At 55.0% G+C, this 22,886-nt stretch carries 22 protein-coding genes; 11 read left to right on the forward strand and 11 right to left on the reverse strand.

Annotated elements, in window-relative coordinates; all coding sequences use genetic code 11:
• Window position 1: 1 nt before the first annotated feature.
• Entirely contained in the window at window positions 2-934 is a 933-nt protein-coding gene (locus AC5Q5A_RS11255; RefSeq protein WP_493895317.1) for an AraC family transcriptional regulator, read from the reverse strand.
• A 139-nt stretch (window positions 935-1,073) separates the two neighbouring features.
• Between AC5Q5A_RS11255 and AC5Q5A_RS11260 the strand changes: the two genes are divergently transcribed.
• Window positions 1,074-1,961, forward strand: a complete 888-nt coding sequence (locus AC5Q5A_RS11260; protein WP_493895318.1) for an SDR family oxidoreductase — start codon at window positions 1,074-1,076, stop codon at window positions 1,959-1,961.
• Between the two features lie 34 nt (window positions 1,962-1,995).
• Here AC5Q5A_RS11260 and AC5Q5A_RS11265 read toward each other — a convergent pair whose 3' ends face one another.
• Complete coding sequence (locus AC5Q5A_RS11265) at window positions 1,996-3,045, reverse strand: DMT family transporter (RefSeq protein ID WP_493895319.1); 1,050 nt, start codon at window positions 3,043-3,045, stop codon at window positions 1,996-1,998.
• A gap of 229 nt (window positions 3,046-3,274) precedes the next feature.
• On the opposite strand from AC5Q5A_RS11265, the gene AC5Q5A_RS11270 reads away from it, so the two are divergent.
• Entirely contained in the window at window positions 3,275-5,056 is a 1,782-nt protein-coding gene (locus AC5Q5A_RS11270; RefSeq protein WP_493895320.1) for a GSCFA domain-containing protein, read from the forward strand.
• Between the two features lie 58 nt (window positions 5,057-5,114).
• Here AC5Q5A_RS11270 and AC5Q5A_RS11275 read toward each other — a convergent pair whose 3' ends face one another.
• From AC5Q5A_RS11275 to AC5Q5A_RS11305, 7 genes are all read right to left on the reverse strand, one after another.
• Window positions 5,115-6,128, reverse strand: coding sequence for a DMT family transporter (locus AC5Q5A_RS11275; RefSeq protein ID WP_493895321.1), 1,014 nt, complete (start codon window positions 6,126-6,128; stop codon window positions 5,115-5,117).
• 166 nt (window positions 6,129-6,294) lie between these two features.
• Complete coding sequence (locus AC5Q5A_RS11280) at window positions 6,295-7,626, reverse strand: branched-chain amino acid ABC transporter permease (protein ID WP_493895322.1); 1,332 nt, start codon at window positions 7,624-7,626, stop codon at window positions 6,295-6,297.
• Window positions 7,623-8,633: a branched-chain amino acid ABC transporter permease gene (locus tag AC5Q5A_RS11285; protein ID WP_493895323.1), complete on the reverse strand. Its 1,011-nt coding sequence runs from the start codon at window positions 8,631-8,633 to the stop codon at window positions 7,623-7,625. The genes AC5Q5A_RS11280 and AC5Q5A_RS11285 overlap by 4 nt, the downstream gene beginning before the upstream one ends.
• Window positions 8,634-8,645: 12 nt before the next feature.
• Complete coding sequence (locus AC5Q5A_RS11290; RefSeq protein WP_493895324.1) at window positions 8,646-9,353, reverse strand: ABC transporter ATP-binding protein; 708 nt, start codon at window positions 9,351-9,353, stop codon at window positions 8,646-8,648.
• Complete coding sequence (locus tag AC5Q5A_RS11295; RefSeq protein ID WP_008890665.1) at window positions 9,350-10,132, reverse strand: ABC transporter ATP-binding protein; 783 nt, start codon at window positions 10,130-10,132, stop codon at window positions 9,350-9,352. Before AC5Q5A_RS11295 ends, AC5Q5A_RS11290 begins: the two co-directional genes overlap by 4 nt.
• Window positions 10,133-10,273: 141 nt before the next feature.
• Window positions 10,274-11,470 (reverse strand): ABC transporter substrate-binding protein, encoded by a 1,197-nt coding sequence (locus tag AC5Q5A_RS11300; RefSeq protein ID WP_008890666.1) that lies wholly within the window; start codon window positions 11,468-11,470, stop codon window positions 10,274-10,276.
• A gap of 257 nt (window positions 11,471-11,727) precedes the next feature.
• The gene (locus tag AC5Q5A_RS11305; RefSeq protein ID WP_493895325.1) at window positions 11,728-12,627 is read right to left on the reverse strand and encodes a LysR substrate-binding domain-containing protein; all 900 of its coding nucleotides are present in this window, start codon (window positions 12,625-12,627) and stop codon (window positions 11,728-11,730) included.
• A 160-nt stretch (window positions 12,628-12,787) separates the two neighbouring features.
• Here AC5Q5A_RS11305 and AC5Q5A_RS11310 point away from each other — a divergent pair, with 160 nt between their 5' ends.
• From AC5Q5A_RS11310 to AC5Q5A_RS11335, 6 genes are all read left to right on the forward strand, one after another.
• Entirely contained in the window at window positions 12,788-13,060 is a 273-nt protein-coding gene (locus tag AC5Q5A_RS11310) for a hypothetical protein (RefSeq protein WP_493895326.1), read from the forward strand.
• A 131-nt stretch (window positions 13,061-13,191) separates the two neighbouring features.
• The gene (locus tag AC5Q5A_RS11315) at window positions 13,192-14,103 is read left to right on the forward strand and encodes a helix-turn-helix domain-containing protein (protein WP_493895327.1); all 912 of its coding nucleotides are present in this window, start codon (window positions 13,192-13,194) and stop codon (window positions 14,101-14,103) included.
• A 316-nt stretch (window positions 14,104-14,419) separates the two neighbouring features.
• Window positions 14,420-15,400 carry a C4-dicarboxylate TRAP transporter substrate-binding protein gene (locus AC5Q5A_RS11320; RefSeq protein WP_063088149.1) on the forward strand — a complete coding sequence of 327 codons (981 nt, stop codon included), beginning with the start codon at window positions 14,420-14,422 and terminating at the stop codon, window positions 15,398-15,400.
• Between the two features lie 87 nt (window positions 15,401-15,487).
• Complete coding sequence (locus tag AC5Q5A_RS11325; protein WP_120226337.1) at window positions 15,488-15,940, forward strand: TRAP transporter small permease; 453 nt, start codon at window positions 15,488-15,490, stop codon at window positions 15,938-15,940.
• Window positions 15,940-17,220, forward strand: a complete 1,281-nt coding sequence (locus AC5Q5A_RS11330) for a TRAP transporter large permease (protein ID WP_008890674.1) — start codon at window positions 15,940-15,942, stop codon at window positions 17,218-17,220. The genes AC5Q5A_RS11325 and AC5Q5A_RS11330 overlap by 1 nt, the downstream gene beginning before the upstream one ends.
• A gap of 55 nt (window positions 17,221-17,275) precedes the next feature.
• The gene (locus AC5Q5A_RS11335; RefSeq protein ID WP_008890675.1) at window positions 17,276-17,992 is read left to right on the forward strand and encodes a GntR family transcriptional regulator; all 717 of its coding nucleotides are present in this window, start codon (window positions 17,276-17,278) and stop codon (window positions 17,990-17,992) included.
• A gap of 97 nt (window positions 17,993-18,089) precedes the next feature.
• Here the strand turns inward: AC5Q5A_RS11335 and AC5Q5A_RS11340 are convergent, their stop codons facing one another.
• Complete coding sequence (locus tag AC5Q5A_RS11340) at window positions 18,090-18,929, reverse strand: NmrA family NAD(P)-binding protein (protein WP_493895328.1); 840 nt, start codon at window positions 18,927-18,929, stop codon at window positions 18,090-18,092.
• Between the two features lie 162 nt (window positions 18,930-19,091).
• On the opposite strand from AC5Q5A_RS11340, the gene AC5Q5A_RS11345 reads away from it, so the two are divergent.
• Window positions 19,092-19,718 carry a TetR/AcrR family transcriptional regulator gene (locus tag AC5Q5A_RS11345; protein ID WP_493895329.1) on the forward strand — a complete coding sequence of 209 codons (627 nt, stop codon included), beginning with the start codon at window positions 19,092-19,094 and terminating at the stop codon, window positions 19,716-19,718.
• Window positions 19,719-19,733: 15 nt separating this feature from the next.
• Here AC5Q5A_RS11345 and AC5Q5A_RS11350 read toward each other — a convergent pair whose 3' ends face one another.
• Window positions 19,734-20,804 (reverse strand): EAL domain-containing protein, encoded by a 1,071-nt coding sequence (locus AC5Q5A_RS11350; RefSeq protein WP_493895330.1) that lies wholly within the window; start codon window positions 20,802-20,804, stop codon window positions 19,734-19,736.
• A 250-nt stretch (window positions 20,805-21,054) separates the two neighbouring features.
• Here AC5Q5A_RS11350 and AC5Q5A_RS11355 point away from each other — a divergent pair, with 250 nt between their 5' ends.
• Window positions 21,055-21,831: a helix-turn-helix domain-containing protein gene (locus tag AC5Q5A_RS11355; protein ID WP_493895331.1), complete on the forward strand. Its 777-nt coding sequence runs from the start codon at window positions 21,055-21,057 to the stop codon at window positions 21,829-21,831.
• 114 nt (window positions 21,832-21,945) lie between these two features.
• Entirely contained in the window at window positions 21,946-22,824 is an 879-nt protein-coding gene (yddG, locus tag AC5Q5A_RS11360) for an aromatic amino acid exporter YddG (RefSeq protein ID WP_493895332.1), read from the forward strand.
• The last annotated feature ends 62 nt before the right edge of the window (window positions 22,825-22,886 follow it).

The raw sequence follows: 22,886 nt of genomic DNA on the forward strand, positions 1-22,886 counted from the left end.
GTTATGAAAGGCCGCGTGACGGAATGTTTTGCGCTTCCTTGCTATAGCCACGCGGGGCACAACCCATCACCCGTTTGAATGCTGTGCTGAAGGCGCTCTCCGACTCATAGCCCAGTGACAGCGAAATTTGTGAAAGTGGCTCTCGGGAATGCAGCAGTTTTTCGCCAGCCAGCATCATGCGCCATTGGGTCAGATAGGCCATCGGGCTTTGTCCGACCTTGTCCTTGAAGCGGGCGGCAAACGCGGACCGCGACATGCCCGAACATCGTGCAAGGGTCTCCACCGTCCAGTTCTGTGCCGGGTCGGCATGGATTGCTGATATCGCTTTGCTGATTTGCGGGTCGGCAAGGGCAAAAAACCAGCCAACCCCCTTGGCGTCATCATTCATGTACATGCGCAACACCTGGATCAGCATCATATGGGCCAGATGCTGCAAAACCAGTTTGCTGCCCGGATCGTTTTTGCGCATTTCGGCCATGGTGCGTTCGATGCAATGGCGAAGCGCTTCGCTTTCATCGCGATTACGAATGACCACAAGCGGCGGCAACATCGCCAGCAGCAAGTCGGCCTGCGGCCCGTGAAGGCCAAATCGGCTGCTGGCCACCACGCAATCCCCGCCACCATTCAGTGTATGAATGACGCCATAGCCGCCTGGCGTGAACGTTGTTCCGGCCAACATCGGCGGCACATCAAGATCGCTTCCCATCAAGAACGCCTTGCCGTGCGGCAACAAGACGCAGTCGCCTGTTTGCAGATGCACGGGGTCCGGTACCCCATTCACCGAGATCCAGCAGTCCCCCTGAACCACGGCGGCGGTTTTGATGTTTTGTCCCTGATCGGGGAATTGGATCGCCCATGGGGCGCTAATGTCAAAGCCGGCCGACAGGTAATTGTCGGGGCGGAGCAGGGACAGGATATCGGATAGCGGATCCATATAGTGGCCTGTTGCTGGACGAATGAAAATGTATCATGGACTGATACGTATAGTTCGTCCAGATCGCAAGCGATATTGTGGCCGCAACAGGAACGCGCTGCGGTCCGGTTGTTTTTGCAGATATTGGGATGGAGTAACTATGCGTGTTTTTGTGACAGGTGCGACGGGCTTTGTCGGATCAGCCGTGGTGAAGGAGCTTCTTGATCATGGGCATTCGGTGCTCGGCCTGACGCGCAGCGATGCCGGGGCCGAAAAACTGGCAACCCTCGGTGCGACCGCCTTTCGCGGTGATCTGGATGACCTTGGCAGTCTTCAAGGCGGGGCGGCATCCTGTGATGCGGTGATCCATACCGGCTTTAATCATGATTTCACCCGCTTTGCCGAAAGTTGCGAAAAGGACCGCCATGTCATCGAGGCGATGGGATCGGTTCTGGCCGGATCTAGCCGCCCGATGATTGTCACATCTGGCATCGCTCTGTTGCGTGCAGACCGCCCGGTGGTCGAAAGCGATACGGTAACCGCCGATATTCCGCGCAAGGCCACAGAAGAAGCCGTGGCAAACATTGTCGCCAGTGGTGTCAATGCATCGGTGATGCGCTTGCCGCCCTCGGTCCACGGGGCGGGTGATCATGGTTTTGTGCCGCTTCTGATTAATCTGGCGCGGGAAAAGGGCTTTGTTGCCTGTATCGAGGATGGCGATAACCTGTGGCCTGCGGTGCATCGTTTGGATGCTGCACGTGCCTATCGCCTTGCCATCGAAGACCACGCCAGCCAACCGGCCTATCATGCCGTGGGGGAGGAAGGCGTTGCCTTCGCCGACATCGCCCATACGATCAGTGTCGGTCTTGGTCTGCCGTTCAAATCGCTGACGGCTGATCAGGCAAAGGGCTATTTCGGCTGGTTCAGCCATTTTGCAGAGCTTGATTGCTGCGCCTCCAGCGGCCGTACACAGCAGGTGCTTGGTTGGACGCCACGCGAAATCGGCCTGATCGAGGATATGCAGACTGCCGAATATTTTGATCACTGATGCATAAAGAAAGGCCGGAAAATTCCGGTCTTTCTTATTTGGTTGGCGTGACGGGCTGAGCTGGCTTGGGGCGAGATAAAATCCGCCCATCAATAACAAGCAAACCAAACCCGATAACCGTCATTCCGATCATGTGTTGCGCCAAAAGGACCTCGTCCAGAAAGCCGACCCCCAGCAAAATCGCACTGACCGGGATCAGGAAGGTAACCAGTAGAAGGTTACTTGCCCCGGCCCGCTTGAGGATGGCGAAGTAAAGGATATAGGCCAGCGCCGTGCTCAGCGTTGCAAAGCCCAGAACAGCAAGGATAGTGCTGGTGGTGGGAACCGGCAGGTGCCAGGGCTGATCAATCAGGATTGATAAGGGCAGGAGCATCAGGCTCGACGCGCTGGTCATGCCGGCCGCCGTCAGGATCGGCGGGGTGGTGGAGAAACGTCTGCCAAATACCCCGGCACAACCGTAACTGAATGCGGCAAGCAATACGGCACCCGGCGCAAGCAGGCCCATCGTGTTGGCAGATGTCGGAAGGCCAAAAATCACCACCACGCCGCCAAACCCGATCAGTACGCCGATGGCTTTGCGCAGTGTCAGCTTTTCTGTGTCTGTCGCGATATGGGCAATCAGCAGGGTGAAAAGCGGGGTGGTGGCATTCAGGATGGCGGCAAGGCTGCTGGTGATTTGTGTCTGGCTCCAGACAATCAGGCAAAAGGGTATCAGGTTGTTAAGCCCGCCCATGACGGCAACGCCCGCCCAGAATTTTGGATCACGCGGGATGGAGATATCGCGCAACAATACCACCCACCACAGAACCATGGTCGCAATCGACACCCGGCACAGCACAAGCGTCAGGGGCGGCAGATCGACAAGCGCGATCTCGGTAAAGAAAAACGAACCACCCCACAGGACCGATAGTGAGATCAGCATCAACCAGCTGACGCGGTCCATAGGCTGGGAAGGGGGGGGTGGGGGATGTAAGCCACCTGCGGCAGAGAGGTTTCTCGGGCCATCAATCCCGCGATGTTTCGGGCGGGAAGCCAGTTCCATATCAAGCGATATCAAACGTGTGGTGTTTTCATGGGGCAGCATCGCGGGCTCCGTCGATCTGTTGGTGACCAACGAAGATTAGGCGGATTGGCTTTTTGCTGCTCGCCAGTTTCGGACGTTGACGTAAACGCCTTGCAATGAGCGCTCAAGATCATTGTCACGTGCTTTGTATTGTTGATAATTAAACTGCTTCAGGCACCGTTAAAGAATTGCGGGTTATTTTGACTGTCTTGTTGGCGCATTGTTTCCCATTGATTAGGTGAGGTTTTAGGTGGTCAGTCCTTATGAAAATCTGGGAGATGAACGCTTCTGGCGAAGCGGTGTGGCCAAGGCAAACCCGGGCAAGGTCAGGAACATTCACCGGCCACGTTGGGCAATATCTGAGTCTGACACCATCGTCACAATGGGGAGTTGCTTTGCGCAACATATCGCTTCGGTTTTGCGCGAACGTGGTCTCAAGGTGCCGTTCTTTGACACAACCGATAATATCAAGTCGCAAACATACTCTGCGAACTACGGCAATATTTATACGGTTAGCCAGGCTTTGCAATTGATTGAGGAAGTGTCCGAGAAGCGACCGGTCATGGACGAGTTTTGGCCGCTCGAAGATGGATATGTTGATGCCGTGCGTCCGAACGTTTTCGCCCAACCGGTAAAGAGCAAGGACGAGCTTTCCGGTCTTCGCACAAACCATCTTGCAGCTGTCAGAAGGGCCATCGATGAACTCGATGTTTTGGTCTTTACGCTTGGCCTTACCGAAGCCTGGATTCTAAAGAATTCGGGCAGAACCCTTCCTGTTGCCCCCGGTGTCGTGGCCGGGCAGTTTGATCCGGAGCTGCACAGATTTCATAACTTCACTCACAGCGAAATTTTGGCGGACTTGGATGCGTTGTGTCGTGAAATCAAGGCGCTGCGCGGGGGGCGGGAATTCAAGCTGATCCTGACAGTATCGCCAGTACCACTTACTGCGACTTATGAAGACCAGCATGTCTTGAAGTCGACCACCTATTCCAAGGCAGTTTTGCGCGTTGTTGCCGAGGAATTCGTTCGTAACAACGCATTTGCCGATTACTTTCCATCGTTTGAGCTCGTCAATAATCCTGCCGCCAAGGGCGCCTATTTCGAGGCAAACATGCGCTCGGTTCGGCCAGAGGCAGTCGACGTTGTGATGTCTCACTTCCTTGCGGCATATCTGCCGGAAGCGACGGAGATGAAAGCTGACGGCAGCTCACGTGGATCGAATAGCCCCAAGTCGATGGATGCTGACTGTGAAGAGGAAATGATTGAGGGCTATGAGGGGGAGCGAAACATCAACGCGTTTGCGGGCGAGAATTTGTCCGTGATGTTTGGTGATAGCCACCTGACAGCAACCTATCACAATATGGCGGAAAGGCCCGAAGCAGCTGGTTTTGGCTTTGCGCCGATACGTTTGCTGGCAAACAATCCTATTCAGGAGCTTGGTGTTCATGGCTTCAGAACTTTTATTTTCAAAAAAGAGCACAGCAATTTCCGCGACTTCTTCGTGGCAGAGCCGCAAGATCTTGTCATTGTCGGAATGGGATTTTTCGGCGACAACATCGTCAGGGCACACGGGGATATGCGCCCCGAGATAGAGCAGCGGCCAAGAGAAGAACTAACACCCGTTTTGCCAAAAGTGACAGAGGTTACTCAGGAGTTGGTACGTTTTTACGCGCTAAAACTCCAAAATAACATCAACCTTGCCGCACGCCTTGAGAAGTTTACGGCCTACAAGCGTTTGTTCTGGATTGTATCCCCGGATATGACTGAAACTGCTGCGCGTTTTCGGCTTGGGGACGAATTCGTCGATGGTGGCTTTTACAAAACGCACAAGGCAGCTTATAAAATCGCCTTTGATATGTGGGCAGACAAGTTGGAGCGTACGCAGTTCATCCTGCACCCTTGGGATCAATTATGCGCTGATAATGGGTTTACCAAGGATGACTATGATACCGGCAACCTTGGTAATATTCATTGCACGCCTGCTTACTTCGATCCGGCGTTGGACCAACTACTGCGTTTGCAACAAAGCTAATCCCTGCTTCGATGCAACGCAAATCTAGCGCGATATCGTAATGTATGAGTTTTGAAGTTCATTCCGCCGCGAGGGTTTTATTCCTCATACCAATGAATTTCGGAAGCCGCGCAAAGATCGTGATGTTGCCAAGCAACACCATCGCAAGGCCGGTCGCGCCAATCGGGGTCCAGACATAGCCTTCAAGGAAGGTCGAGACAGTAAGGGCGACCACCGGGAACAGGACGGTGACATAGGCCGCACGCCCGGCACCGACCCGGTTAACCAGTGCGAGATAGGCGATAAACGCCACGACCGAGCCCGGAATGGCGAGATACAGCAAGCCACCGATATAGATCGGATCGGTCGGCATGACCGGCGTCTGGCCGCGGAACATGGCAAAGATAAACAGCAATACCGTGCCATAAATCATGCCGCGCGCAACCGCATCGCGGTTGGGGATGCCCATACGGTTGAGTTTGACCGACACCATATTGCCGCAGCTAAACACCGCCGTGCCGCCAAGCGCAAGCAGCATGCCGGTGATCGCATTGGCGTTGTGCGACAGGGCATAGATCTGGTTGGCAAACAGACAGGCGATGCCAGCAAGCCCAAAGGCAGCACCAAACACAAAGCGCAAACCGGGGCGGTTGCCGTAAAAGGCCCAGTTGCCCAGCGCATTGAAAATGGTCGAGGTGGTGAAAATCACCGCGACAATGCCGCTGGCAATATAGCCGGTTGCCGAATACATCAGGATAAAGTTGATACCAAACAGCCCGCAGCCCAAAAGCACAATCCACGGATGGGCCTGCCATGGCACCGGCCGCCATTTGCGGGTTAGCAACAAGAAGCCGCACAAAACGAGCGCCGCCAGCGCAAAGCGATAGAAGATCGAAATTTCGACCGGGATTGGTCCGATCTGAAGTTTGATCGCATACCAGGTAAATCCCCAGCAGGCGGTGACAATCACGAATAAAAGGGCTGTCATCATCGGGGCTTTCAAAACAGCACGTGCACGAGTGGCGGTGGCACGAAGGGTGACGGTTGACGCAGAACTGGTCACGCAGGTTGGCAGCGCGCGGGGACCAATCATGGGATTTGCGGATATATGGGGCATATCCGCAAACCAATAATAGGCCACAATCTGCGTCACCTGGCTTTCACGTTCTTGCGGTATTTTCGGATTTTGCGAAGGGTTCGACGCATAAAAAAAACGGGGCGGATACTGCATTGTATCCGCCCCGCTTTTGAATGTTTGGTCAGGAAGACCGCGTCATTGCTGTTGATCGGTTGGTGGCCTCGGGGATCAGTCCCTTTGGCGCAAACCGCATGACGATCAAAAGGATCGCCCCCATCATCAGATAGCGCATATAGGCCGCACCGGCGACGAGGTGCTGGGCAAGCTCCGATCCTTCGCCAAGTGGGGCGGTGATCGTTGACATGAACCAGTTGCCAAACGGCTCTGCCTCGACCCAAAGGAACCAGATGATAAAGCCGCCGAGGATTGAGCCCCAGTTGTTGCCCGACCCACCCAGGATCACCATCACCCAGATCAGGAAGGTGTAGCGCAGCGGAATGTAACTGGTTGGCGTTAACTGACCGTCAAGCGTGGTCAGCATCGCACCGGCAATCCCGCACACCGCACAGCCCAGAACAAAGGTCTGAAGGTGGCGACGTTTGACGTCCTTGCCCATCGCGGCCGCCGCATCGCGGTTGTCACGAATAGCGCGCATCATGCGGCCCCACGGGGACTTCAATGCGCGTTCGGCAAACCACATGATGATCGCAAGCACGATGACAAACAGCACCGCATAGCACAGTTTGACAAACAGGCTGGCAGCATCGGAAATCTCGGTCGCACCAAATAAGTTGGCCAGACTGATGAACCATTCACTTTCGATCAGGTCGACTTCATAGGGCACCGGGCGCGGAATGCCGGTGACGTTCTTGACCCCGCGCGACAGCCATTCTTCGTACTTGATGATCGCAATGATGATCTCGGAAATGCCAAGGGTGGCAATCGCCAGATAATCGGCCCGCAGGCCAAGCGCGATCCGCCCGATCAGCCAACCGCCACCAGCGGCCACGAGACCGGCCAGCGGCCACGCAACAAGCACGGGCAAGCCCGCACCACCCAGATAACCGCTGAGTGCCGGATCGATGCTTTCAATCGCATCGGTCGCCGGACCAAAGAACACACCGATCAGGAAATAACCCGCCAACAGAAGAACAAGCGTGACCGGAAGCTTCAGTGCCGGGTGAACAAAGCGGCGGGCGTAAATGACTGCAACAATGGTCGCAGCAAGGCTCAGCAAGGACAGGGCAATATCCCCACCGGCAGCCGCCCAGGCTTCGCCCACAGGCGGCATCGAGACCAGAACGGCGGTAAGGCCACCGAGTGCTGTAAAGCCCATCACACCGACATTAAACAGGCCGGCATAGCCCCATTGCATATTGACGCCGAGCGCCATCACCGCAGAAATCACACAAAGATTGAAGATGCCAAAGGCGACATTCCAGCTTTGAAGAAAGGCGATCGCGATCAACACCAGGCACATCAGGCCATATAGGAGCGCAACTCTCTTCGTCATATCACTTTCCCACGAATAATACCGGTTGGCCGGATCAGAAGAACCGCGACCAGAATGATGAAGGAGACTGCAAATTTGTAGTCCGTCGACAGAAGTTGCACGAGCCCGTCCGGCGCCCAATCCGTCGGGCCAAGATAGGTCAGGAACTTCTTGAAGGCATAGGTTACCGTTACCTCGGAAAAGGCAACAATGAACGCGCCCAAAATCGCGCCGACCGGTTGCCCGATACCGCCCAGAATGGTGGCGGCAAAGATCGGAAGCAGGATTTGCAAGAAGATGAACGGTTTGTAGGTCTTATCAAGGCCATACAGCGTGCCGGCAATGGCCGCCAGTGCCGCGGCGATAATCCAGCAGATCATCACCACACGTTCCGGGTTGATCCCCGAAAGCAGTGCCAGATCCTCGTCATCGGAATAGGCACGCATGGCCTTGCCCGACCGGGTTTTCTGCAAGAACCAGAACAGCCAGGCAACGACAATGGCGGTGACAACAACCGTGATCAACTGGCTTTGCTTGATCGCAATACCTTCATCAAGGCCCAAGGCGCGGCGTGAATCAATCGCGCCAATAATAAAGCGTTCGCCATCGGCAAAGCTTTGATCGGCCGGGCCGATGACGATACGGATAATACCGGCAATCAGGAACATCACGCCAACCGATACAATGGCAAAGACAATCGGGTTTGAGCGCTGCTTGCGATAAAACCGGAACACCATCCGATCCATGACAAGCGCCATGCTGATGGCGGCCAGTACCCCAATCGGCAACGCCAGAAGGGCGGTCGGGAAGGGGGCGATAGAAACGCCCATATTTTGCAGGAACCAGGTGACCAAAATCGTGATCATGGTGCCAAATGACATCAACTCGCCATGCGCAAAGTTCGCAAAGCGCAGGATGCCGAAAATAAGTGTGACGCCAAGCGCCCCAAGGGCGAGCTGTGCACCATAGGCAGTCGCCGGAACGACCACAAAATTGGTAAACAGCGCGAGTGCGTTAAGAATTTCCATTCAAGTCCCCACTTAGCCGCCCAGGAAGGAGCGGCGAACTTCTTCGTTGGCGAGAAGGGCTTCGCCCGTATCGGTGAACCGGTTGCGTCCCTGCACCAGGACAAAACCGTGATCGGCGATCTCAAGCGCCTGACGGGCATTTTGCTCAACCATCAGAATGGCGACGCCGGTTCTGGCGACTTCCACGATCTTGTCGAACAATTCATCCATCACGATGGGCGAAACACCCGCAGTCGGCTCATCAAGCATAAGCAGCTTTGGCTGTGTCATAAGTGCCCGGCCAACCGCGACTTGCTGGCGCTGACCACCGGAAAGCTCGCCTGCTGGCTGATTGCGTTTTTCGCCAAGGATCGGGAACAGATCGAAAATCTGTTGCTTGGTTTCCTCGATCTTGTCGTCGTTGCGGATGAAGGCCCCCATATCGAGATTTTCCTCGACCGTCATCGAAACGAAAACGTTGCGGTTCTGGGGCACAAAGCCCATGCCCTCGGGCACGCGTTCCTGCGGGGCAAGGTTGGTAATATCCTTGCCATCCAGAACCACCGACCCTTCACGCAGGTTCAGCATGCCGAAGACTGCCTTCATCGCCGTTGATTTGCCGGCACCGTTGGGGCCGACGACAACGGCGATCTCGCCCTTCTCAACGGTAATCGTGCAGTCATGAAGGATATCACTGCCGCCGTAGCCGCCGGTCATGCCGGTTGCGCTTAAGAAACTCATGACGGCACCTTCCGTTCATGCTTGCGACCTGTGCCGAGATAGGCCTCGATGACCTCCTCGTTATTCTTGACCTCTTCGATCGTGCCCTCGGTGAGGACCTTGCCCTCGGCCATGACGATCACGGGGTCACACAGGCTGGCAATGAAATCCATGTCGTGTTCGATCAGGCAGAAGGTATAGCCGCGCTCTTCATTGAGGCGCTTGATCGAGGTCGCAATGGTATTAAGCAGCGTACGGTTCACACCGGCACCAACTTCATCAAGGAAGACGATCTTGGGTTCGACCATCATGGTGCGGCCCAGTTCGAGCAGTTTCTTCTGCCCGCCGGAAAGATTGCCCGCCAGCTCATGCTTGATATGGTCAATTTCAAGGAAATCGATCACCTCAAGCGCGCGCTCGTAATTCTGGGCTTCGATTTCTTTGACGCGGGAATAATTAAACCAGCTATGGCGCAATTGTTCGCCGGGCTGATTGCCCGGAACCACCATCAGATTGTCCAGCACACTCAATGTCGAGAATTCGTGCGCAATCTGGAAGGTTCGCAAAAGGCCCTTGTGGAAAAGTTCGTGCGGTTCAAGGTGGGTTACGTCTTCGTCATCAAGGAAGATCTTCCCCGAAGACGGCGGAAAGACGCCCGCAATAATATTGAACAATGTTGTTTTACCGGCACCATTCGGCCCGATCAGGCCGGTGATGGAACCTTTTTCAATGGATAGCGATACGCCATCGACTGCCTGAATGCCGCCGAAATTCTTGGCGATGTTTTCGACCCGTATCATTGGGAGTTTTTGACCCTTGTCATGCGTTCTGTACCGGGGAGATCAAACAAATATTGCGGTGACGACCCGGTAATAGAGGAACTGCCAGAAACCGAAGTCTCTGACAGTTCCAGCGTCGTTAGCGATCAAAGGATGATCGGCTTAGTGGTACATCTCCGTTTCCCACTTGCCGCCCTTGATTTCCGTTTCACGGAAGCTACCAGCGGACTCGCCCGGCTCGATCAGTTCGAGCGCGGTACCACCGACATAGTCGATGTCACCACCATCAGCGAGGATCTGAAGCGCCTTGGCCAGTTCACCCGGATAGATTTTCTCACCCGGTGCATTGGCGACTTTCAGGATGTGGTCTTTGTAGACAGCACTGTCCGTCGAGCCAGCCGACTGCATGGCCAGCAGAAGCAGGGCAGATGCGTCATATGCTTCCGGGACATAAGGGTCATCACCCTTGAAGCCCTTGCCAGATGCCAGTTCGGCCAGCATGGACGCGCCCGGGCTGTCAGTACCCGGGTTGGTGCCGATCGATCCATCAAGCATATCACCGAAGTTATCGGTCAGCGCTTCACCAACCATGCCGTCCGGCAGGACGAACTTGTCGAACGCACCGGTATCAAGCGATGCCTGGATGATGCCTTTGCCGCCTTGGTCAAGGTAACCGGCAACAATCAGAACTTCACCACCGGCAGATGCCAGGGTGCCGATTTCAGCAGAATAGTCGGCTTTGCCGTCTTCATGGGCTGCAACGGCGGTGATTTTGCCGCCTTTTGCTTCGTATGCCGCCTGAATGGCGTCAGCAAGACCTTTGCCATAGTCGTTGTTGGTGTAGGTCAGCGCAGCCGATTTAATGCCGCGACGATCAAGGATTTCAGCAATGATCTGGCCCTGACGTGCATCCGACGGTGCGGTACGGAAGAAGTACCCGTCATCTTCGATTTCGCTCAGCGCCGGCGAAGTTGCCGACGGCGAAATCATCACGATGCCGTTTGCGCGGACAACGTTGTTCAGGATGGCCGTGGTCGCGCCAGAGCAGGTCGCACCGTTAATGCCGTGAACGCCATCAGACGTTACAAGACGATCAGCCGCCGCGGTGGCTGCTGCTGCGTCGATACAGGTACTGTCACCGCGTACCGAAACAACTTCACGCCCGCCAAGCAGCAGGCCGCTGTCGGAAACTTCCTTAATGGCCAATTCGCCGCCAAGTGCCATCGGCTTGACGAGTGATTCCGTCGGGCCGGTGAAGCCTTGCAGCATGCCGATCTTTACCTGTTCCTGTGCAGATGCGCCTGCGACGACAGCCGTCGAAAGGGCTGCCGAGAAGAGGAGGGTAGAGAGTTTTCCCATAGTGTAGCCTTCCCTGTTTTATTGGGCCTTTATATTCGTGGGGCAGTATACAGAAAACACAACGCGTTTCCAGTTTCTTAACTTTAAGTTACAAAAACGCTCTTGCATATGGGGCGGGCGGCGGCAGGTTTCGCGACCAAACCGACGGACGCAGGTGTGGCTGAGTTCACACCTGTGATTGCGTGAGTTTCGTGATGTTACGGCGGGCAATGAGCGCCGTATGTGGGGCACAACAAGGGGCTTTGATGGCCGGGTGATCAGGCAAACACCCGCATGCCGCGTTCGGAGATCTTGCGGAACCCGGCAATGACATGTTCGGCCAATGCCTCTTCGACCGCGCCATGGCCATCACGCTTGGCAAGGGTCATGCGATATTCACCGATTTCCGGCAGGCCATGCGACGGACCAAGATGCACAAGATCATCTGAAATGACACTGATCGGAAGCGGCGCAATCGCCAGATCGGCCCGCACGGCGGCAATCTGTGCCTGGCAAAACTCGCTGGTATAGGCGATGCGGTAATTTACCCCCGCATCATCAAGCGCCTTAAGTGCCATGGTCCGCCAGTAACAACCGGGTTCGGCCATTGATACCGGCAGGGGGCGTTTGTCAATCGCACTGCCATGACGCGCCCCCAGCCAGACCAGCGGTTCGGCGTGGATCGGCGGTTGGCGATCAAGCTCCGCATCAAAACTGAAGACTGCGATATCAAGATCGCCTTTATGGATGGCCTGACGCAGGGTGCGGGTCGGACCAAGATTGACGTCGATATCAACATGTGGATGGGTTTGCGCAAACCGTTTGAGGATTTCGGGAATGGCGACAATACCGGTGTCATTGGGCACACCCAGCCGCACGGTGCCGGAAAATTCCGGGGCATGGAAATGCGACATCGCCTCGTCATTGAGTTTAAGCAAACGCCGCGCATAACCCAGCAAAACCTCGCCATCCTCGGTCATGGTGACCTTGCGGGTTTCGCGTTTGAACAATTCCCGCCCGACCATGGTTTCAAGCTTTTTGACCTGAAGGCTGATCGCCGACGCGCTGCGATGAACCTTTTCGGCGGCGCGTGAAAAATTGCCAGTCTCGCAGATCGCGACAAACGTTCTGGCAAGATCGAGATCAAGATTGTGAACAACGCTTGTCGGGGGATTCATGATCGGCCTCTTGGCAAAAGGAACGCGATGGGTGCGTTTCGCAACAATAGCGCGAAACTTATGCTGTGAGTTTTACTAATAGATGAGATTAGATCTTCTCGTTTGATTAATCAATGAGAAATCCTCAATCTTGGATAAACACAGATTGGAGAGTCTCATCATGAAAGCCATCACATCTTTCGAACATGCTCCGCTGGGTCTTGTCGGTCACCTGCGTGCCGCCATCGAAGCCTGGCAAAATGAACGCGCGATCCAGAAGGCCATCGCCGCCAAATCTTCGCGTGCTGTACCAGCCGCACCCAACAGATCTCATTTGAGTGTTGCGGAGCTGCATGAAAGCCGCCGCACGCATGGCACCTATATCACTGAGCCGGGGGATGTCCTGTCGGGACTGGTTCTGAATTGGCCATCGCCGTCGCGCAAGGATCACTGACATTAGAAGACCCGGACACGGACAGGCAGCGTTTTCACATTCTTGCGCAAAACAGGTCAGGGTTGCATGCGCATTGCTTTGCAAATCCTAAACACAATGCGATGATGTGGTCTTCATGTCAGGAACAGAAAATGGCAGAGACCGCATCAGCCTTTCAGCCCAACGGGCGCTATCAGAAGTTTGAAGTCTTCAATCAATTGATTGGGGATGCAAACCTGTTGCGCGCGGGCGATTTCGGCGAAAGCATCTCGGCGGCCCACTGGCAGCGCAAGGCAGATGTCCTGACCCGCTATACCGATCCCGATCACCACACCATCAGCCTCTATGTCAATGGCGGTACGGGTATCCAGCGCAAGATCGGCGCAGACCCGATGAGTGGCGGTGGTCCCGGTCGGTGTTGTTTGATGCCGGCTTATCTGACATCGGACTGGCTGGTGCATGGCGAGGTGGAGCTGTTTCACGTTTATATTCCGCATGCCGCCTGGGAACGCGCCGTGGTCGAGGCCTTTGACATTGAACCTAATGCGGTTGAAGTTCCGGAAAAGACGTTTTTCCTTGATCCGCTGATCGAACAGACGGTGCGGCAGGCAATGCTGCCGCTTGATTGGGATGTGCCCGCCGATCGGATGGCAATGTCGAATGCCGGGCAGCTTTTGATGGGCCATATGCTGCGCAGTTATTCGACGCGCCGTGATCTTGGCTTCAAGGTCCGCGGTGGGTTGTCGCCGGTGATCAAACGTCGGGTATTTGACTTTGTCGATGCCAACCTTGATCAACCGCTAACGATTGAAGAACTGGCAGAGGTTGCTGATTTGTCGGCCTATCACTTTGCCCGTATGTTCCGCAAAACGGTGGGCGAGGCGCCGCACCAATTCGTTCTGCGCCGTCGGATCGAACGCGCAATGCATATGTTGCGTGATGGCAACGCACCGGTTGCCGAAATCGCGATTGAGACCGGCTTTTCCAGTCAGGCCCATCTGACCACGCGGTTTAGCCGCTTTACCGGGCTGACACCTGCGAAATATCGCAGCATTTCCCAATAACATCTCCCGTCTTTCTATTGGCCGCCTGATCCAACCATCTGATCGGGCGGCTTTTTGCTGTCTCGCACTCTAATCGCGCCCGCTGAGCAGGGCATCTGATTGGTGTGTTTGCAGGCGCGTTTGTCTGCAGTGATCATTGTCTGGTCACTGACAAGTTGCCCGGTGGCAAGGGGTGATTTTTATTCAAGTTATTGAAAATAAACAAATTTACAGGCTTGAGAAATTCGTTGACAAGATAGAGGCGAGATACCTAGAATTTCAAAGCAACTAAAATATCAATTTTGGTAAAAGCCAATCCATCGGGAGGATGTCTCTAATGAAACTCACTATGAAATCACTCGGACTGTGTGCAGTCGTCGCAGGCGCACTGGCCGCTGTCATGCCGGCAAACGCGGCAACAACCCTTCGGATCGGGACCGTTCTGGCCCCGAATGATCCGATGGGACAGGGACTTGAAAAGTTCAAAACGGATGTGGAAAAGGCAACCAACGGCGATGTGGAGATCGAGATTTTCCACAACTCGCAGCTTGGTGACACCACTGAAATGATCGATCAGGCCCGTGCGGGGGCTGCTGTCGGCACCGTGACCGATGTCGCCCGTTTGTCGAGCTTCGTGCCGTCGCTTGCGATCATGTCGGCACCGTTCCTGTTTGATACCTATGAGCAGGCTGACAAATTTGCCCTTTCGGATGAATACATTTCCTGGGGTGAAGAGCTGCGCGAAAAATCCGGCCTCGTGATGATTGCCTCGAACTGGTATCAGGGCGCGCGCCATGCCCTGACGCAGAAGCCGATTTCAAGCCCGGCCGACCTTTCGGGTGTTCGTATGCGTACCATCGGTGCACCGGTCTGGATTGAAACCATCCGTGCGATGGGTGCAGAACCGACCCCGATTGCCTGGGGCGAAGTCTACAGCGCCCTTCAGCTTGGCACGATTGACGCCGCCGAAGCACAGCCGACCGCGATCTGGAACGCCAAGCTTTATGAAGTGATCAAGAACGTCACCAAAACCGGCCATATCCAGCTTGTAACTGCCCTGGTTGTCGGTGCCGAAGCCTGGGACGAAATTTCACCGGAAAACCAGAAAATCGTTCGTGACCTGGCCGTCGAAAATGGTCGCTATGCCTCGGCCCTGACCATCGAGCTCGGTGAAAAGGCGCTTGAAGACGTTGCTGCAAGTGGCGTTGAAGTCAGCGAAGTTGATCTGGCACCGTTCAAGGAAGCCGTCAAACCGGTTTACCAGATGCTTGAGCTTGAAGCAGAAGCCGCAGTTGTTAACAAGGTTCTTGGTCGCTAAGACCACAAACCTTCTGGTAGCCTAGCGAAAGTGCGTTGCTTTTATACCGGGCAACGCACTTCAAACTTCACAATGGAAATTGAATTGATGCTCAAGCGGATTGAGTTTGCCTGTGGCGGCATATTGCTTGTCGCTGTGGTCATTCTTGTGGCGGTGGCCTCTGTGGCGCGCGCCATGGGATCGCCGATCATCTGGTCAGTCGAGATGGCGCAACTGATCTTTGCCTGGCTTTGCATGTTGGCTGCCGACATTGCCATGCAGGAAGACCGGCATTTCGGTCTTCAGATATTGCGTGAAATCCTGTCCAAACGGGCAAGCGCATGGGTGGAAATCATCAATATTCTGGTGATTATCGGATTTCTTGCGTTCCTTCTGAACTATGCGTGGACAAACATGATTTTGATGCATCCGCGTCTGGTCGGGGCCGCACAAATTAATGCTTCTTATATCCATGCTTCAATGGTTGTCGGCATTCTGTTGATGATCCGAACCATGGTTGCCCAACTTATTCGACGCATTCGCAACAGGGAGATCAACTGATGCTGTTGTTGATTGCAGGTTTGTTTACAGTCTTCCTCGTCTGCGGGATGCCGGTTGCCTTTGCGCTTGGCCTTGCCTCGATTCCGGTCTTTGTCATGACGGGTGCGATGCCGCCGACGGTCGTGATCCAGAAAATGGTCACAGCAACACAAAGCTTCCCGCTTCTGGCCGTGCCATTCTTTATTCTGGCAGGCAATTTGATGAACGTGACGGGGATCACCCATCGCCTTGTTAAGTTTGCAAGTCTTCTGACCGGCTGGATGGCAGGTGGTCTGGCACAGGTTTCAATTGTTCTGAGCTTCATGATGGGCGGTATTTCGGGATCAGCCGTGGCTGATGCCTCGATGGAGGCCCGCCTGCTGGGCCCCAGCATGATCAAGAAAGGTTATTCCAAGGCCAATACGGCCGCGGTTCTGGCCTTTGGGTCGATCATTACCGCAACCATCCCGCCCAGCATCGGTTTGATCCTGTTTGGTTTTGTGAATGAAGTCTCCATCGGGCGGCTGTTCCTGGCCGGTGTGTTGCCGGGCATTTTCCTGACCATCGTTTTGATGATCACATCCTGGCTGGTTGCGCGCAAAAACGGCTATACGCCGGATCTGCCGGAACTTCCCAAGGCCAAGGAACTGACGGCCAGCTTCTTTGAAAGCATCTGGGCACTGGCCTTTCCGGTTATCCTTATTGTCGGGTTCCGCTTTGGTATCTTTACCGCGACAGAGGCCGGGGCGTTTCTGGTGTTCTATGCGCTGGCCGTCGGGTTGTTCGTCTATCGCGAGCTGAACTTTGCGCGCCTGAAGGAAGCCATCTTTGGCTCTATCTCTGATCTTGGCATGGTGATGTTGCTGATCATCATGGCAGCGGTACTTGGCTATGCCATGACGATTGAACGCGCGCCGCAACAGATTACTGAATTTGTCACCACGCTGACTGAAAACAGAACCGCAATCCTGATCCTGGTTGTCGGGGTGCTGGTGGTCAGTGGCATGTTCCTTGAAGGTGCGGCCAATATCCTTCTGGTCACCCCGATCGTCATGCCGGTTCTGGTCAGTGCCGGTTACGACCCGGTGCATATGGGCATTCTGATTGTCACCCTGATCAACTTTGGCGGTTTGACGCCGCCAGTCGGCGTGATCATGTTTACGGTCTGCGGCATTTTGGGGGTTAAGACCGGGGAATACACACGTGCATCCATTCCGTTCTTTGTTGCCATGGCGTTGTTCTTCGTTCTGCTGGCAGCAATACCCGCTTTGACATTGCTGTTGCCCAATACATTGATGTAATGACAATTTCAGTCCAACAGGGGCATGTAGGCAAATGCCAGGGAGACACAAAAACATGAACACATCAACGGGCGGACTGATTTCGATGCATGACGGATCGGTGAAAACCAGCATGCATGTTCCGGCATCTGCGCTGGTATATGAAGAAGTCCGCAACCAGATTGTTTCTCTGTCCCTGCTTCCGGAAACCACGCTTGTCCGGGCGGAATTGGCTGAAAGTTTCAATGTCAGCCAATCCCCCGTACGAGAAGCCATTTTGCGCCTCGAACAAGATGGTCTGGTGGTGTCCTATCCGCAGTCGCGTACCGTTGTGACCAAGATCGATGTTGCCCGCATCCGCGAGGAACATTTCCTTAGGGTTGCTGCGGAGTGCGAGGTCGTCCGCCAACTGGCCGAGGCCAAGGATTCCCCCGCCGTCGTCAAGGCCAAGGGCATTGTCAAAATGCAGGAAGCACTGGTTGGCGATATCGAACAGATCGACCTGTTCAAGCAACTTGATGAAACCTTTCACGCGGCTTTGTTTAACGGGGTGAACCAGTCAAACCTGCATTTGCAGATCACAGCACGCAGTGGTCATTTGGCGCGTGTGCGAACCCTTGATCTGCCACGGGCGGGCAAAATGGTCTCGGTGCTTGAAGGTCACAAGGCGATTATTGACGCCGTCCAGTCCGGTGATGGTGCATTGGCAAGCTTGGAGATGCGCAAACACCTTTCGGGCACCATGGAACGTCTGCCCCAGATCATCGAAGAAAACAAAACGCTGTTTTCCTGATCTTTGATTGGCGATGGCGAATAGGGCCGTCCGGCAAGCAGGAACAAGATAAATCAAACGGCGCGCTGCATGATTGCTGCGCGCCGCTTGTGTTGTATCAGGCGCGTTTGGCCACGTCCCAGATGCCGGTTTTCGCGGCTTCTTCGACGAAGGTGCGCAGGCTGTTGGGCTGACGGCCAAGAATTTCATATACATCGCTGGTCGGTTGGCTGTTGCGGCCATCAAGGACTTCGGAAAACAGATAGCGGATCAGGCCACGGACATCGTCGGGCATGCCGTCTGCTTCAAGTCCGGCATCCAATTCATCAACGGTGATGGCCACGAAATTGACCGGGTGGTTGGCAACACTGGAAATCATTTCAGTCACGTCGGCAAAGGTGACAGCACTCGGCCCGGACAGCTCATAGGTCTTGCCGATATGGCTGTTATCGAGCAGGCAGGCAACCGCGCATTCGGCGATATCATTGGCATCAACAAACGGTTCGGGCGTGTCACCCGCAGGCAGGGCCAGGGTGCCTTGCTGGATATAAGGCAGGAACAGGTCTTCGTTGAAATTCTGGAAGAACCAGTTGGCGCGCAGCACCGTGGCATCGGCCCCGGAATGACGCAGGGCGTCTTCGGCACGGTGGGCGGCTTCTTCACCGCGGCCGGATAGCATCACAATGCGTTTCGCGCCATGCATCAGCGCGCGCTTGGCAAAGCTTGCGATGATGTCATCTGATCCCGGAACGGCAAGATCGGGCTGGAACGTGACATAGACCGCATCGCGATCACGCAGGACATCATCCCAGGTTGTCGGATCGGTCCAGTCAAAGGCGGGTGTCGTGCTGCGTGAAACAGCACGCACATCATGACCAAGGGCAATGAGCTTTTCGGCAACGCGTCGGCCGGTTTTCGCCGTCGCACCAAGAACAAGAAAGCGGGGATTGGTTGGCATCAAATTGGCTCCTGAATGGGGTTTTCAAAATGTGAGGAATCCTCACATTTGCCAAATGTGATAAATCCTCATATTTTGATCGTCAAGAGCTTTGACCCATCACAAGCCTGTGAAACCCGGGCCACGATGCCGGGATATTTCGAGGATAAAGGATCTAACGCGTTGTCTGATAACGTGAAAAAAATGCGCCGCGCACCGACCCAAAAAAGAAGTCGCGAACGGGTCGACACCATCCTGAAAGTCGCCTGCGAGCTGATTTCAGCCCAAGGCAGTGATGCCATCAAGATGGGGGAGGTCGCGGAAAAGGCGGGAATTTCCATCGGATCGCTCTATCAGTATTTCCCGGATAAGGCGTCGATCATTCATGCGCTTGCCGATCGCTATAACGCCGAATCCCTGCATTGCATCGAAGAGGCACTGGCAGAAGTGAACTCGCCTGATGCCTTGCTCGCAGCCTTTGATCGGTTGATTGATACCTATTACGAGCTGTTTTTGGCCGAACCGGTGATTTGCGATATCTGGACCGGTACACAGGCCGACAAGACCCTGCGCGATATGGAAATGGAGGTCAGCCGTGCCAATGCGGACCTTCTGGCCAAGGCAATCCTTCGCGTGCGCGACAATGATGGTGATTTCAAAACAATTGCCGCACGGTGTTTGCTGATCATGTATTCCGGCGAAGCCACCATGCGCCTTGCCATCGCCGTCCCGCGCAGTGAGGGCCGCGAGATCGTGGCAAGTTACAAGCGGATGATTGGCCGCGAACTGGCTGATATGGCCCGGGTTTAGGTGTTTCGGGCGTGGTTAGCCTGCCTTGGCAGCAAACGGTGTTGGGGCAGGGCGGCCAAGAAGGAAGCCCTGCACATAGTCAACATCGTGATCACGCAGGAAATCGAGTTCTTCCTGGCGTTCTATGCCTTCGGCGATCACTTCGATATCAAGCTGCTTGGCCAGCGCGATCAGCTTGCTGACAATGGCCTGTTTGAACTTGTCATGATCGACGTGATCCACCAGTTCGCGGTCGATCTTGATGATATCGGGGCGCAGTTCCGGCAACATGTTCAGCGTCGAATAGCCTGATCCGACATCATCAAGTGCAACCCGGAACCCCGAATCACGATAGGACTGAAGGATGGCGCTCAGATGTGCCGTGCTGCGGACTTTTTCGGTTTCAATCACCTCGAACACAACATTGCTGCGATCAAGATTGCACTCCTCGACGACCTCGATGGTCGAACGCAGGCAAGAGTCCGGATCATAGATCGAGCTCGGCGTGAAGTTGATAAACAGATTGCCTTTCACGCCAGCCTTGTGGGCATTGCGGACATTGGCCGCACGTGCCGCGCGATCAAGCTGAAACAGCAGGGTCGCGGACTGGGCTGCATCAAAAAGCTGGCCCGGATTGATCACATCGCCCGTCGCACTTTCGCCGCGGACAAGGCATTCGTGGGCATAGGGTTTATCAAGGTCGTTGAGGTCAAAAATCGGCTGAAATACCGAATTCAACCGGTTGTCGCGCAACAGATCGCCCAGCCATTCTGCGCCGATTGCCGCCCGGATGGCGCCAAGGCTTGTAATCTGGGCGATGTCATCGATTTCGGGGCGCTCAACGCCGGGCATGATCAGTGCCTTGGTGTCTGACAGTTCTTCGGGAAGGAGACTGCCTGATATGGCATCAATCAGCGCCCGCAAACCCGGACGGGTGTAGTGAATGGAAAGTGTTGCGACAGACGGCGTTTTTTCGACTTCCATGCCGATTGATTTCGCACCGGCCAGGATTTTGCCGGTGGTATGGGCAACTGGCGGCCAGAGAAAGAGTGTCCCGTTTGCAGGTGCGGTTTCAGGAACCGCATCACATTTTTCACAATAGGTCACCTCAACCTCCCCGTCTGGTCCTTAGTCGTGCCGTTGGCTTTTCCCGATCGGCAATTCTTCTGATTAACATACTGTAACATATGGTGCGCAGTGACAATAAATCCTGCGTCAATCAATACATTTGTACGGCACTATATCCTGTACGGCGATGTTTGCCGCAGGCGATCAATCAAGACGTTGCGCGAAAGGATTTATCATTGCGAAAAGCACTGATAAACTTTGCTCGTCATTCTGCGAGACCGAGGATCCGATGCAGTACAGCATGCGGCAATACCGCCCCGAAGCACAAAGCCATAGCCACGGCGATTTCCACCAGATCATCATTTCCGAGCTGGGCAAGCTTGAGATGGAGGTTGAAGGGCGTGGGGGTGAAGTGTGCGGTCGCCAATTGGCCTTTGTCGAAGCGGGTAAAACCCATGCCTATCGTGCGGAGGGGCTAAACCGGTTCCTTGTCCTTGATGTCGATGCCGATCTGGCCCATCGCACCGGTCTTGAGGCGCTTTGGCATCGCCATGGCGCTGCTGCAACGTATCTTGAAGTGGGACTGGCGCATCAGAGGGGACTGGTCGCGCTGTTGCAGGCAATCGCACCGCTACACGATCAAGAATCCCGGACTGATATGCTTGATTGCCTGAAAACGCTTTTGTTGCGCAGCCGTCAGAGCCGTGGCGGGAATACCTTTGGCATGGCGGCACTACCATCACGCCTCCTCCGCACCATGGCATGGGCGGAGGCCCGGTTGGGCGAAGACATCACGATTAGTGACATGGCAACCATCGCCGCCCAGTCGGAGAGCAGCCTGTTTAGTGCCTTCCAAAAACATGTTGGGACAAGTCCGATGCGCTGGTTGACCGAGCAACGCCTGCAAATGGCCTTGGCGCTTTTGCGTGATCCCGAAATTCGCCTTCCGATATCCGATCTGGCAAATGCGGTCGGGTTTGCCGATCAAAGCGCCTTTTCGCGTGCTTTTTCGCGCCGGTTTGGCTGCGCGCCCAGGTCGATCCGCCGCGATCCGGCGGCCTTTTAGGGCGCATACTTCCCACCAGGTACTTGTCGCAAACTTTCGGAGTTTGGGCAAAGACCGGACCGTTAAACAGGTGCATCTTCCGGTGTGCAAAATCAGCAAACCGGGATGAGTGCGATGGATGAAAAACGCAAGGCAACGCTGATCGGTTCGGCTGCCGTAATTCTTTGGGCTCTGCTTGCCCTGTTCACCACCGAAGTGGCCGATATCCCAACGTTTCAACTGGTCAGTTTGTGCTTTGGTATCGCAAGCATTTTCAGTGCGCTCTGGATTACGCTCCGCGGTGGTGATGTGGTTCGCGCTTTGCGTCAACCGCTTGGTGCCTGGGCGCTTGGTGTGGCGGGGCTGTTTGGCTATCACTTTTTCTATTTTGTCGCGCTGGCAAACGCGCCTGCGGTCGAAGCCAGCCTGATTGCCTATCTCTGGCCGCTGCTGATTGTTTTGTTCTCCGCACTTTTGCCCGGCGAACGCCTGAAATGGCAGCATATCGGGGGTGCTGTTCTGGGGTTGTTTGGTGCCGTTCTTCTGGTGGGTAAAGGGCAAGCCCTGACCTTTGATCCGGCATTTGCGCTGGGATATGGCGCGGCAATTGTCTGTTCCCTGCTGTGGTCGGGTTATTCGGTCGTGAACCGGCGCTATCGAAATGTTCCGGTGGGGGCGGTCTGCGGGTTTTGCGCAGGTGCCGCCATTCTCGGCCTTGTTACGCACGGCATGATCGAAGACTGGGTAACGCCGGACGCCAAACAATGGCTTGCTATTCTAGGGCTCGGACTGGGCCCGGTCGGGGCCGCATTTTTCGTCTGGGACCATGGTACCAAACACGGTGATATTCAGATCCTCGGTGTTCTGGCATACGGTGCGCCGCTGCTCAGCACCTGCTTGTTGATTGCCTTTGGCAAGGCGATTGCAACACCAACCATTGTTGCCGGCTGCATCTTGATCGTTGGCGGAGCTGTTTTGGCTTCCGCGCAATACCCTTCTCAAAAAAGAGGTTGAGAGGTTGCTGCGTGACCAAGTGGGTTGGTTTGGGTTAGAAGGTATCGGTTATAAGATGATGC

This window comes from Thalassospira sp. CA1, assembly GCF_059052855.1.